Here is a 13,019-nt window from a genome sequence, read left to right as displayed (position 1 = left end):
CGCAGCGGCGTCTCAGGCCGTACGGATCAGGTCCGCGGCCTTCTCGCCGATCATGATCGTCGGCGCATTCGTGTTGCCTCGGGTGACCGTCGGCATGATCGAAGCGTCGGCAACCCGCAGTCCGGTCACACCCCGGACCTGCAGGTGCGGGTCGCAGACATCGGTCTCGCTCGGGCCCATCGCCGCCGTACTGGTCGGGTGGTAGATCGTTTCGCTCTTCGCGCGCAGGAATGCCGTCAGCTCGTCGTCGGAGTCCGCACCCTCGATCGGAAGGAAGCGGCCACTGACGTAGGGCGCGAGCGCCGGCTGCGCGGCGATGTCGAAGCACAGTCGCAGGCCGACGACCATGCGGGCGAGATCGGCGGGCTCGGCGTAGTAGTTCGCCTGGATCCGAGGCTTCGCGGTTGGATCAGCGGACCGAAGGGTGATGCTCCCCCGGCTCTCGGGCGTCAAGAGGTACGGCGCGAGAACGATGCCATGACCCGGAGGGTCCGTGAAACCGTGATCGAGGAACAGCGCCGGCGCGAACAGCAGTTGCAGGTCCGGCGCGGCCAGGGTCGGATCGGTCTTCACGAAGCCGCCGCCCTCGGCCACCACTGACGAGAACGGCCCGCGATGACGAAACAGGTAGTTCGCGATGTGCTTGGGGTTGCGGTCTGCGCCGACCATCGTGACCGGTTGCGGTGTGTGGTAGGACGCCCCCGCCGCCACGTGATCCTGCAGGTTGCGTCCGACGTTCGGTGAGTCGGCGACGACGTCGATCTCGTGCGCGCGCAGGTCGTCGGCGGGGCCGATTCCGGAGAGCAGGAGCAGCTGCGGAGTGCCGACGGCACCCGCGGCGAGCACGATTTCGCGTTCCGCCCGGAAGACCTGCCGCCGACCGTCGACGATCGCCTCGACGCCCGCGGCGTGGCCGCGCTCGACGATGACCCGGGCGGCGAGCGCTCCAGTGACGACGGAGAGGTTCGGCCGGTTCATGGCTGGAGCGAGGAACGCCCGGGCGGCCGAGCACCGCCGACCGTTGTGCTGGGTCGCCTGGTAGATCCCGATGCCGTCCTGGGTCGCACCGTTGAAGTCCGCGTTGAGCGCCAGTCCGGCCTGCGCCGCCGCCTCGACGAACGCCCGGGTGATGACGTGGGGTGACCGCTGGTCACTGACGGTCAGCGGACCGCGTGCGCTGTGGTACGTCGAACCACCCCGCTCGTTGCCCTCGGAGCGCAGGAAGAAGGGCAACACGTCCTCGTAGCCCCACCCGGGACAGCCGCCGTCACGCCAGCCGTCGAAGTCGGCACGGTTGCCACGGATGTAGATCATCGCGTTGATCGACGAGGACCCGCCGAGCACCTTGCCGCGGGGCCAGTACATCTCCCGGTTGTCGCACCCGGGCTCCGGCTCGGTCGCGTAGTCCCAGTCGACCTCTGTGCGGAACAGCTGGCCGAAGGCCGCAGGCACCGTGATGTTACGAGCGGTGTCCCGACCGCCCGCCTCGAGCAGGGTCACCGACACCGCGGGGTCCTCGGTCAGCCGGGCCGCCACCACGCAGCCCGCCGAGCCGGCGCCGACGATCACGTAGTCCGCCATGCGGCGAGCCTCTCACGCGTACTCGTTCGCGATCGTGATCACTTCACGGACGTACCACCACGCGTGGTTGTACGCGTAGATCGCGTCGTCGAGTGACTGGCCGCCGCGACCGGCTCCGGCGGCGCACAGGTAGCGGGCCGCGGAGAAGATCGCGTCGACCGGGTCGTGGATGTCCGCCTTGCCGTCACCGTCCGCGTCGTAGCCCCAGGTCGCCCAGGTCGAGGGCAGGAACTGCATGGGCCCTTCCGCTCCGGCGACGGAGCGGTGGACGTCGCGCCCGTTGCCGGTCTCGACCGTCCCGATCCCTGCCAGCACTGTCCACGGCAGGCCCGGACACGTCGTGGCCGCCTGCCGGTAGAGGGTGAGGTACGTCGACGGGATGGTCGTGGCGGCGTACTGGCTCATCACCGCCTGATCGACCGGCGCGGCGCGAGTGACGGTGATCCGGGCGTGCGGCCCGAAGATGCGGCTGACGCTGGTCTTGAGGGTGTCGATCCCGACCTTCGGCGCAGCGATGAAGAGCACTCGGCGCGGGTGCAGCCCGAGCGCTCCTCCGGCTGCCGCCGACACCATCGCCTGCCCGCCGGGAACTCCGAGCGTCGCAAAGGCGCCGAGCCGCACCAACGTCTTCGTCCGGCCGGTGCCGTGCGCCACGAGCGTCGCGCCGAGCTGCCGCGTGTAGTGCCTGCTGTCCGCGTAGTTGATCGTGATCTCGCCCCGTGCAACGGACTGCCACAGCGCGGTCGACGCCGCGGTGAGCGAGGGCGTGAAACCGCGAATGCTCGCCAACGGCACTCCGAGGACCCGCAAGCTGCGGCCGGCAAGGCGCACCCGGCCGCGCGACGCAGCCGCGACGACCTTGACGCCGGGCCGCCGCTCGAGCCGCTGCAAGGCACGCGGTGCGGCCGCTTTGGGCAAGCTCACGACAACGTCGGGTGGCGTCAGGCTGGACAGCGGCGGCACACCGGCGACCGCAGGCGGTGTCGTGAGGATCGTCGGGGTTGCCGACGGCGTGGCGCCGAGGGACGACGCAGCTGCCGCCTGTTCGGAGCCGGCATGCAGCGTCGCGATGATCGCCGTCGCGACGACAAGAAGGACGAAGATCGCGCCGGCCGCGATCATGGCGAGCACGGAGCGGCTCGGGCGGGTGGACATCTCAGTCTCCCGTCGTGTCGCCGTTCTCCCCGTCCGCGTCTGCGGCTACCAGTACATGATGCAGCAGGTCGAACAACACCGGGTTCGCCGCGATTGTCGTGTGGTTGCCGGGCGGGCGCCCGTTCAGGCCGTCCACCCGTGCGCCGGCCTCCCGGGCGATCAACGCACCGGCCGCCCAGTCCCACTCGTTCATTCCGGCTTCGTAGAACGCGTCCAGCCGGCCGCAGGCGACATCACAGAGGTCCAGCGCGGCGGACCCGAACCGGCGGATGTCACGCACGAGCGGGAGCACGGTTGCGACGGCCCGAGCCTGGATCGTGCGGCGGGCGACCTCGTAGTTGAAGCCGGTGCCGACGAGCGAACGTCCGAGGTCACCTTCCGCCGAGCACCGGATCGGTACGCCGTCCCGCCAAGCACCCTCGCCACGCAGCGCGGTGAACTCCACTTTGCGGTCCACGTCGAGAACCACGCCGCAGGCCGTTACGCCGTCGACCTCGGCAGCGATCGAGACCGCGTAGTGCGGTAGCCCGTACAGGTAGTTGACGGTGCCGTCGAGCGGGTCGACGTACCAACGCACCGCGCTCGTCCCGACCCGTGCGGCGCTCTCCTCGCTGACGACCGAGTCGTCCGGCCGGACCGCCAGCAACCGGTCCAGGATCGCGCGTTCCGCCGACCGGTCCATCTCCGTGACGACGTCCGTCGGACTGGTCTTTGTCGCGGCAACATCGACATGCTCGGGACGGGCGCGCAGCACCTCGCCGGCCGCACGCGCCAGATCGACTGCCAGCTCCAGCAGGTCGGCCGGCTGCGGCGGGCTCAGCTGGTCCGACGCCGTCGTAACGCCCAGGCCAGGAAGCCGACGCCCGCCGCGGCGCCGGTCGCACCGGCCGCCGGGAGCGCCGCTTTGCGCAGCGCGCTCTCGCCCGGCTCGCTCGCCACCGCCGCGGCGACCTCGCCGCCCGCAGTCTTCTCCGGGTGCTTGATCGGGCTCACCCCACGGCCGGCGGCCGGGCCGACCGGGCTACGGTCACTCTTGCGCATCCCGATCTTCGAGCCGAGGAAGAGCACGGGGTCGTACTTCGAGTCGACCACGCGCTCCTTCATCGGAATGATTGCGTTGTCGGTGATCCGGATGTTCTCCGGGCAGACCTCGGTGCAGCACTTCGTGATGTTGCACAAACCGAGGCCTTCTTGTTCCTGCGCCATCAGCTTGCGGTCGTGGGTGTCGAGCGGGTGCATATCGAGCTCGGCGTAGCGGATGAAGAACCGTGGCCCGGCGAACGCCGGCTTGTTCTCCTCGTGGTCGCGGATGACGTGGCAGGTGTTCTGGCACAAGAAGCATTCGATGCACTTGCGGAACTCCTGGCTGCGGTCGACATCGACCTGCGCCATCCGGAACTTGCCGCCCACGTTGTCCGACGGCGGTGCGAAGGAAGGCACCTCGCGGGCCTTCTCGAAGTTGAACGACACGTCCGTCACGAGGTCTCTAATGACGGGGAAGGTGCGCATCGGGTTGACGGTGATCGTCTCGCCGGGCTCGAAGATCGACAGCCGGGTCATGCACATCAGCCGCGGCTTGCCGTTGATCTCGGCGCTGCAGGACCCGCACTTGCCGGCCTTGCAGTTCCACCGGATCGCGAGGTCGCCGGCCTGGGTCGCCTGGAGCCGGTGCAGGGCATCGAGCACGACCTCGCCCTCCTCGACCGGCACGGTGTAGTCGACGAAGTCGCCCCCGTCGCCATCCCCGCGCCAGACCCGCAGGTGCAAGTCGTGCGCCATCAGTGGCTCTCCTCGAACAGCTCGGCGAGATCTTCGGGCATCTGCGGCAGCGGCTTGTGCTCGATCGCGATCTTGCCGCCCTTCTGCGTGACGATGAGGTTGATCGTGCCCCAGTGCGGGTCGGTCGCCGGGTAGTCGTCGCGTGTGTGCCCGCCGCGGCTCTCCTTGCGCTCCAGCGCGGCGCGGGCACACGCCTCGGAGACGGTGAGCATGTTGTTGATGTCGAGCGCGACGTGCCAGCCGGGGTTGTAGGCGCGGCCGCCTTCGACAGTGACCGCAGCGGCCCGGGTCTTGAACTTCTCGATCTGCTCGAGCGCCCGCTGCATCTCCTCCGCGTTGCGAATGATCCCGACGAGGTCGAACATCACGTCCTGCAGCTCGCTCTGTACGGCGTAGGCGTTCTCGCCGCCCTTCGTCTCGAAGGGCTTGAGCGCGGCCGTGACCGCCGCGTTGACATCGGCGTCGGTCGCCACCTGCCGACTCGGCAGCTTCGCGGCGTAGTCGGCGGCGAACTCTCCCGCCCGCTTGCCGAACACCAGCAGGTCGCTCAGCGAGTTGCCGCCGAGCCGGTTCGAGCCGTGCATGCCGCCGGACGCCTCGCCGACCGCGAACAGTCCGGACACGGTCGCCGCCTGCGTCTCGGGATCGACCTCGATCCCGCCCATCACGTAGTGGCAGGTCGGCGCGACCTCCATCGGGTCGGTCGTGATGTCGACGTCGGCCAGCTCCTTGAACTGGTGGTACATCGACGGCAGCCGCTTGTGGATGTCGGCCGCGCTGCGCCTGGTCGCGATGTCGAGGTAGACGCCGCCGTGAGGTGACCCTCGACCGGCCTTGATCTCGGAGTTGATCGCGCGCGCCACCTCGTCGCGAGGGAGCAGCTCCGGCGGGCGCCGGTTGTTGATGTGGTCGTCGTACCAGCGATCGGCTTCTTCCTCGGTGTCGGCGGTCTCGGCTTTGAAGTAGTCGCTGATGTAGTCGAACATGAAGCGCTTGCCCTCGGAGTTGCGCAGCACGCCGCCCTCGCCGCGGACCGACTCCGTGATCAGCAGCCCGCGCACCGACAGCGGCCACACCATGCCGGTCGGGTGGAACTGGACGAACTCCATGTTGATCAGGTTGGCGCCCGCCGACAGAGCGAGCGCATGCCCGTCGCCGGTGTACTCCCACGAGTTGCTGGTGACTTTGAACGACTTGCCGATGCCACCGGTCGCGATGATGACCGCGGGAGCGTTGAGCTGGATGAACGATCCCGTCTCGCGCCAGTAGCCGAATGTCCCGGCGATCGCGTCGCCGTTCTTGAGCAGCCGGGTGACCGTGCACTCCATGTAGACGTCGATGCCGAGATCGACCGCGTGCTGCTGGAGGGTGCGGATCATCTCCAGACCGGTCCGGTCGCCGACATGGGCGAGCCGCGCGTAGCGGTGTCCGCCGAAGTCGCGCTGGGAGATCTTGCCGTCCTTGGTCCGGTCGAACAGCGCGCCCCACTCCTCGAGCTCCCACACCCGGTCCGGGGCTTCCTGTGCATGCAGCTGGGCCATCCGCCAGTTGTTCAGCATCTTGCCGCCGCGCATCGTGTCGCGGAAGTGCACCCGCCAGTTGTCCTCGGGCCACACGTTGCCCATGGACGCCGCGATGCCACCCTCCGCCATGACGGTGTGCGCCTTGCCGAGCAGCGACTTGGTGACCACCGCCGTACGCGCACCCGCCTCGTGCGCAGCGATCGCGGCGCGCAAACCGGAGCCGCCGGCACCGATGACGATGACGTCGTAGTCGTGAGTTTCGTGGTCGGCCATCTGCGTCACCACCTAGAAGACGTGGTGGTAGTCGGTGATGGTGCCGTTGGCCACCAGACGGATGTACAGGTCGGTGCACGCGATCGAGATGAGCGATGCCCACGCCCAGTGCCGGTGCCAGTGGTTCAGCTTCGACACGAAGGTCCACCACTTGTAGCGGATCGGATGCTTCGAGAAGTGGTTGAGCCGTCCCGCGGTGATGTGCCGGCACGAGTGGCAACCGAGCTGGTAGCCCCAGATCAGTACGACGTTGATCAGCATGACCGCGGTGCCGACGCCGAGGAAGAAGTGACCCTTGTAGATGAAGGCGAGCACGACGTCATAAGTCAAGATCCCGGCGAACACCAGCGTCGCGTACCAGAAGTACCGGTGGACGTTCTGCAGGATCAGCGGGAACCGTGTCTCGCCGCTGTAGCGCTTGTGCGGCTCGGCAACCGCACATGCAGGTGGCGAGAGCCAGTACGAGCGGTAATACGCGCGCCGGTAGTAGTAACAGGTGGCGCGGAAGCCGAGCGGGAAGATCAGGATGTAGAGCGCCGGCGAGAGCCACTGCCAGGCATCCCAGTGCCACCAGGCGACGTCAGACGGGCAGCCGTGGGCGACGCACGGTGAGTACAGCGGCGACAGGTACGGCTTCGCATAGAAGATCCGGTGCGGGGCCCCGTGCCCGTAGACGAGCGGGTGGTTGAACGCCGCCCATGTGGCGTAGATCACAAACGCGGTGAAGACCACAAACGTGATCGCCGGGTCGATCCACCAGCGGTCGGTGCGCAGAGTCTTCGCTCGGATTGTCGCCCGTTCGGTTGACCGTGACCCCTGCGTCGCCACCGACTGCGTCGCCATCGCGGGCGGCCGTCCCTTCATCTCGCACGCTTGTGAACTTGTGCGGCGCGTTGATCGCCGCCGATTGACATTACTCTCGCGACTCCCGCGGTTGCGGGACCACCTCCATCAGCGCCCTTCGCGAGTGTTGCGGAATCGGTGTCGCCCGGAGGGTGTTGTATGGAGGCGATGAACACCACGACTGCAGCACCACCCCTGTCGCCGGCCGACCGCTGCGACCGGTGCGGCGCACGCGCGCAGATCCGGGCCACGATGCCGGGCGGCGGCGACCTGTATTTCTGCGCCCATCACGGCCGCCTGCATGCCGACCGGCTGCGCGCGGTTGCAGTCGAGATCCACGACGAGAGCGGCGCCCACACCGGGGCGCTCGACGCCGGCACCGGGGCGCTCGACGCCGGCACCGAGGCCTGACGGCGAGCTAGCCCGACCTACCCAGGGCGGATCGCGCGGTCCACCGACCGCGGTGCGCCAGCACCCGCAACGGCAAGCCGAACGCCTGCGAGAGCGACCCCGAGGTCAGAGCCGCCTCGATCGGACCGCTTGCGACCACCCGGCCTTCGCGGAGCAGGAGCGCATGGGTGAAGCCCTCCGGGATCTCCTCGACGTGGTGCGAGACGAGGACCTGCACGGGCGCATGAGGGTCGGCCGCCAGCCGGCCGAGCAGGCGAAGCAACGCCTCGCGGCCGCCGAGGTCGAGCCCGGCCGCCGGCTCGTCGAGCAACAACACCTCGGGGTCGGTCATCACCGCACGCGCGAGCTGAACCCGCTTGCGCTCCCCTTCGCTGAGCGTGCCGAACCGCCGGTCGACGAGCTGCCGGCAACCGACCTGGGCAAGCAGGTCATGTGCCCGCCGGACGTCGTCGGCGTCGTACGCCTCCTGACCGCGCCGGATGCTGGCGTGGGACGCGGTGAGTACGACGTCGAGCACCACCTCGTCGGAAGGAATCAGGTCGGCCAGGGCAGCGCTCGCCCACCCGACCCGCGGCAACAGCTCGTCGAGGTCGGCCTCGGCGAGCGCCTCGCCGAGCAGGCGCACGGACCCGGTGGTCGGCACGATCGCCCCGGCCACGAGCTGGAGCAAGGTCGACTTTCCCGCGCCGTTCGCGCCGACGACCACCCATCGCTCGCCCGCGTGGATCGTCCAGTCGAACGGATGCAGAAGAGTCGAGGTCCCGCGCCGCACGCTCGCGCCGTCGATCGACGCGACCACCTGACCCACGTCCGGCTCCAGTCCGGGAAGCTCCGCTGCCTCGGTCACACCGCGCACGCTAGGCGCTGCGGGGCGCGACCACCGGTCTCCCACGCCGACCGCCGCACGGACTCAGGCTAGGGGACGCTACGACTCAGGCTAGGGGACGCTACGACGCCTTGCGGTACGCGCGGACCGCGAGCGGGATGAAGACCGCCATCACGCCGATCATCCACAGCGCACCTGCCCAGGCATGGTTGCCGACCGGGTCGCCCAGGGCGAGCGCGCGCATCGCTTCAACCATCTGGCTGATCGGCTGGTTGTTGGCGAAGGCCTGCAGCCATCCCGGCATGGTGGCGACCGGCACGAATGCCGAGCTGACGAAGGTCAGCGGGAAGACCCAGATCAGCCCGAACGCCTGCACGGACTCCTCGTCCTGGATCTGCAGTCCGATGAACGCGGACACGCAACAGGTCGCGAGCCCGAGCAACAAGGCCAGCGCGATCATGCCGATCGCGCCACCGACGCCGCCGTGGAAGCGGAAGCCCACGGCATAGCCGACGCCGACAATGATCAGGACCGTGACGAGCAACCGGACGAGATCGGCGCCCAGCCGTCCCAGCAGCACCGCGCTACGGGCGATGGGCATCGACCGCAGCCGGTCGATGACACCCTGCTTGGCCTCGTATGCGAGCGAGATCGCAGTGCCGAACGACGTGAACGCCGCCGTCTGCCCGATGATCCCGGGCAGCAAGTAGTCGACGTACCCGCCCGGCGCGTTGGTAACGATCGCACCACCGAACACATAACGGAACAGCAGCGTGAACATCACCGGTTGGATGACCGTGAACATGATGAACGCCGGGACCTTCAACCAGACCAGGAGGTTGCGGCGCATGAGGGTCAGCGCGTCGGCGGTCCCCCAGCGCAACCGGCCGCCGAGCGCCAAGTCGGTCATGCCTTCACCTCCACCGATGGCTGGTCCTCTGCACGATGACCGGTGATCGCCAGGAACACGTCGTCGAGCGAAGGCCGGCGCACCCCGAGCCCGTACGCCGTGATGTCCGCGGCGTCGAGGCGGCGAACGACCTCGAGCAGCACCGCTGACCCGCGCCGGCCGGCGCGCACCCCGACGTACCCGTCTCCGTCCACCGTCGGCTCGTCATCGGAAAGACCCTGTACCGCGCTCACCGCCAGCTGGTGCTGGCCACGATCGGCGACGGTGAACTCGACCACATCGCCGCCGATGGTGTCCTTCAGGTCGTCGGCGGTGCCCTCGGCGATCACCTTGCCGTGGTCGAAGACGACGATCTTGTCGGCGAGCTCATCCGCCTCGTCGAGGTACTGCGTGGTCAACAGCAGCGTTGTGCCGGCAGCGACGAGGTCGCGGATCACCTCCCACATGTCGTTGCGGGCGCGAGGGTCGAGGCCCGTCGTCGGCTCGTCGAGGAACAAAACCTTGGGCTGGGCGACCAGCGACGCGGCCAGGTCGAGGCGGCGCATCATGCCGCCCGAGTAGGTCTTCGCGCGCCGCTCGGCCGCGTCGGAGAGCCCGAACCGCTCGAGCAGCTCGGCGGCGCGCTCGCGCGCCTGCCTGCGGCCGAGGTGGTAGAGCCGGCCGACGAACTCGAGGTTCTCCCGGCCGTTCAGCTCCTGGACGATCGCGGCGGACTGCCCGGCCAGGCCGATCGACTGGCGAACCGCGGCCGGCTGCGCGACGACGTCGCGCCCGTCCACGACGACCTTCCCCGAGTCGGGCAAGGTCAGCGTGGTCAGGATCTTGACCGCGGTCGTCTTGCCCGCGCCGTTCGGCCCGAGGACCCCGAGCACGGTGCCGCGCGGCACCTGCAGGTCGACGCCAGCGAGGGCATGAACGTCGCCGAACGACTTGTGCAGGTCCTCGACCAGGATCGCGTTGTCGCGCTCGCTCTGGATGGCACTCACGACGCCCGACCTTAGTGCGCGCAGGTGACAACTACCGGGGGGTGGATGCGGCGAGTGAGCTGCCGCGGATCGAGGCGTCGAGGACCTCGACCGTGTGCGCGAGCCGGATCGACCGTCCAGCCCGGCGAAGCGCCGCATCGATCTGCATAAGACAACCCGGGTTCCCGGTGACCAGTACCTCTGCCTCTGTTGCCGCCACGCGGGCGGCCTTGCGGTCGCCGAGCTCGCGCGCGGCGGCCGGCTCGAACAAGTTGTAGACGCCCGCCGAGCCGCAGCAGATGTCGGATTCGGCGATCTCGCGCAGCTCGAATCCCGGAACCCCGGCGAGCAGCTCGCGCGGCTGGCGGCGTACTCCCTGGGCGTGGCCGAGGTGGCAGGCGTCGTGGTACGCCGCAACCACGGGCACCGGGTGGCGTGGCGCGACCGGGCCGAGCTCGACGAGAAGCTCGCTGACATCGAGGCACTTGGCCGAGAAGGCGACCGCACGCTCCGACCACCGCGGATCGTCCGCGAGCAGCCGGCCGTAGTCCTTCATCGCCGACCCGCAGCCGGCCACGTTGACGACGATCGCGTCAACCGCCTGCGACTCGAAGCTCGCGATCAGCCGCTTCGCCCGATTGAGTGCTTCGGTCTCCCGACCGGCGTGCAGGGAGAGCGCACCGCAGCATCCTTGGGATGGCGGCGCGATGACCTCGCACCCCTCGGCCGCGAGCACGCGTACGGTCGCTGCGTTGACCGCGGGGAAGAACTCGCGCTGCACGCAGCCGAGCAGCAATCCCACCCGCGCCCGGCGTCGGCCCTCGGCCGGCGTGTGGGCCGGGATCGGTTCGACCGGCCCGAGCGGCGGCAGCAGACCGGCCATCGCCTCGACCGTCGGCAGCCGCCCGAGCACCGGTGAGCGGCGGACCAGGCGGTCGAGCCCGGCCCGCTGGTAGCCGCGAAGCGGGCCGCGCATCCACCGCAACCGTCGCGGGTCGGTGAACAGACCGAACACGGCGGTCCGCATCGCGCGATCCCGCGCCGGTCGTGCGACCCGCGGCTCGACCGCGGCGCGGGTCGCTTCGATCAGCTCGTCGTACTTCACACCGGACGGGCAGGCGGTGACGCACGCCATGCACCCGAGACAACGGTCGAAATGCACGGCCATCGACTCGTTGATCGCAGCTCCGTCGAGGACCTGTCGCATGAGGTGGATCCGGCCGCGCGGCGAGTCCATCTCCTCTCCCCACAGCAGGTACGTCGGGCAGGTGGGCAGGCAGAACCCGCAGTGCACGCACTCGGCGACCAGGTCTGCCGGGATCTCGGCCATCAGAGGCCGCCGACGAACCGACCCGGCGACATCCGGTGCTCCGGGTCGAACTGGTCCTTGATCCGCCGCATGATCTCGATCCCCCGGGCGGGACCCCAGACGTCGACGTCCTTCTTGAGCTCGTCCGGCGCGGTCACGACGACCACCTGCCCGTCGTGCTTCCCGATCGCGGCGCGCAGCACGTCGAGCCAGCCGAGGCCACCGTCATCGGTGCCGGCGTGGACGACGCCGCTGCCGACGTGGGCACGCAGCCGGGCGTTCGGCACCAGCCTGCCGATGTCAGCAATCACCTCGGTCAGTGCGCCGAGCCGGTGGGTGATCTTCACCCCGACCTGACCGGCCGGCAGCTGACCGAAGTCGTCCGGCAGCGCGTCACTGATCTCGCCGTCAATCGCTCGTGCGATGTCCGCCGCCTGAATCTCCGCGGCCGCCTCGAACGACTCGACGACGACGGTCAGCGTCTGGCCGTTCCACTCCATCGCGCTCGGCGTCGCTCCGGTCGAGTGAACCCGGGCCGCCGCGGCCGCAGGGGTGTCGGTCTTCGCAGTGACAACACGTCGTACGGGTGGCAGCGGATGCAGGCGGAACGTGCACTCGGCGATCACGCCCAACGTCCCGAACGAGCCGGTGAACAGCTTGCCGAGGTCATAGCCCGCGACGTTCTTGACCACCTTGCCGCCGGACTTCGCGACGGTTCCGTCCGCGAGCACGACCGTGATCCCGACCAGCAGGTCGCGCGGCGTGCCGTAGCGCAGCCGGCAGGGCCCGCTCGACCCGGCGGCCACCACCCCGCCGATGGTGGCGCCCGCTTCCGGGGGATCGAGCGCCAGCCACTGCCCGGCGGGCCCGAGCGAAACCTGCAGGTCGGCCAGCCGCACCCCTGACTGCACGGTCACGACCAGGTCGCCCGCAGCATGCTCGACGATCCGGTCGAGCCCGACCGTGCGGATCATGACGTCGAGGGCATCGGGAGCGGCGCCCTGCTGAATCTTGCTGCGACCACCGCACACTCCGATGGCGTCGCCTCGTCCGGCGGCATCGACCAGCGCCTCCGCCAGCGAAGGCACGTCGGTCGGCGAGACGACCGATGACGGCGCGATGCCACCGACCGACCAGGAGTCGAGCTCGACGGCTTCAGAAGACATCCGCGACGCCCGCCTGTTGAAGCGGGTGCGGCCGGGCCCGGCCCGGCCGCTCTCCACACAGCCGCGGTGTCGGGAAGACCTTGCCCGGGTTGCAGAGACCGGCCGGGTCGAACGCGCAGCGCACCAGCTGCATCACGTCGAGGTCGATCTCGTTGAACATCTTGCCCATGTGCAGCTTCTTGTCGTGGCCGACGCCGTGTTCCCCGGTGATCGACCCGCCGTGCTCGAGGCAGAGCTCGATGATCCGGTTCGACACCTCTTCCGCGCGCTCCAGCTCG

The 13,019-nt window shown here is 69.3% G+C and carries 12 protein-coding genes and 1 pseudogene; 1 reads left to right on the top strand and 12 read right to left on the bottom strand.

The annotated features are described in order from the left end of the window. Positions 1-12: 12 nt before the first annotated feature. The 6 genes and pseudogenes from VME70_00790 to VME70_00765 form a co-directional block, all read right to left on the bottom strand. Complete coding sequence (locus tag VME70_00790) at positions 13-1,581, bottom strand: GMC family oxidoreductase N-terminal domain-containing protein (GenBank protein HTW18730.1); 1,569 nt, start codon at positions 1,579-1,581, stop codon at positions 13-15. Between the two features lie 12 nt (positions 1,582-1,593). Continuing rightward, a complete protein-coding gene (locus VME70_00785; GenBank protein HTW18729.1) occupies positions 1,594-2,736 on the bottom strand; it encodes a lytic transglycosylase domain-containing protein in 1,143 nt (380 codons plus the stop codon). 1 nt (position 2,737) lies between these two features. Further along, the gene (locus tag VME70_00780) at positions 2,738-3,523 is read right to left on the bottom strand and encodes an inositol monophosphatase family protein (protein ID HTW18728.1); all 786 of its coding nucleotides are present in this window, start codon (positions 3,521-3,523) and stop codon (positions 2,738-2,740) included. Between the two features lie 248 nt (positions 3,524-3,771). Next, positions 3,772-4,515 (bottom strand): annotated as a pseudogene (locus tag VME70_00775) (succinate dehydrogenase/fumarate reductase iron-sulfur subunit). Continuing rightward, complete coding sequence (locus VME70_00770; protein ID HTW18727.1) at positions 4,515-6,311, bottom strand: fumarate reductase/succinate dehydrogenase flavoprotein subunit; 1,797 nt, start codon at positions 6,309-6,311, stop codon at positions 4,515-4,517. Before VME70_00770 ends, VME70_00775 begins: the two are co-directional and overlap by 1 nt. Before the next feature lie 12 nt (positions 6,312-6,323). Next, the gene (locus VME70_00765) at positions 6,324-7,154 is read right to left on the bottom strand and encodes a hypothetical protein (protein HTW18726.1); all 831 of its coding nucleotides are present in this window, start codon (positions 7,152-7,154) and stop codon (positions 6,324-6,326) included. 168 nt (positions 7,155-7,322) lie between these two features. Between VME70_00765 and VME70_00760 the strand changes: the two genes are divergently transcribed. After that, positions 7,323-7,565: a hypothetical protein gene (locus VME70_00760; protein HTW18725.1), complete on the top strand. Its 243-nt coding sequence runs from the start codon at positions 7,323-7,325 to the stop codon at positions 7,563-7,565. Between the two features lie 7 nt (positions 7,566-7,572). Here VME70_00760 and VME70_00755 read toward each other — a convergent pair whose 3' ends face one another. The 6 genes from VME70_00755 to VME70_00730 all read right to left on the bottom strand — a co-directional run. Then, positions 7,573-8,412: an ATP-binding cassette domain-containing protein gene (locus tag VME70_00755; GenBank protein HTW18724.1), complete on the bottom strand. Its 840-nt coding sequence runs from the start codon at positions 8,410-8,412 to the stop codon at positions 7,573-7,575. Between the two features lie 100 nt (positions 8,413-8,512). After that, positions 8,513-9,301, bottom strand: coding sequence for an ABC transporter permease (locus VME70_00750; protein HTW18723.1), 789 nt, complete (start codon positions 9,299-9,301; stop codon positions 8,513-8,515). After that, positions 9,298-10,287 carry an ATP-binding cassette domain-containing protein gene (locus VME70_00745; GenBank protein ID HTW18722.1) on the bottom strand — a complete coding sequence of 330 codons (990 nt, stop codon included), beginning with the start codon at positions 10,285-10,287 and terminating at the stop codon, positions 9,298-9,300. Before VME70_00745 ends, VME70_00750 begins: the two co-directional genes overlap by 4 nt. 31 nt (positions 10,288-10,318) lie before the next feature. Then, positions 10,319-11,596, bottom strand: coding sequence for a heterodisulfide reductase-related iron-sulfur binding cluster (locus VME70_00740; protein HTW18721.1), 1,278 nt, complete (start codon positions 11,594-11,596; stop codon positions 10,319-10,321). After that, positions 11,596-12,741 (bottom strand): FAD-binding oxidoreductase, encoded by a 1,146-nt coding sequence (locus tag VME70_00735; protein ID HTW18720.1) that lies wholly within the window; start codon positions 12,739-12,741, stop codon positions 11,596-11,598. Before VME70_00735 ends, VME70_00740 begins: the two co-directional genes overlap by 1 nt. Further along, a partial coding sequence (locus tag VME70_00730; protein ID HTW18719.1) for an FAD-linked oxidase C-terminal domain-containing protein occupies positions 12,731-13,019 on the bottom strand: 289 nt, incomplete at its 5' end. The genes VME70_00730 and VME70_00735, both read right to left, overlap by 11 nt.

Source organism: Mycobacteriales bacterium (assembly GCA_035504215.1).
Classification (GTDB): domain Bacteria; phylum Actinomycetota; class Actinomycetes; order JAFAQI01; family JAFAQI01; genus DATAUK01.
Note: the sequence above shows the minus strand (reverse complement) of the source record. Positions and strands in the feature narration are given on the sequence as shown.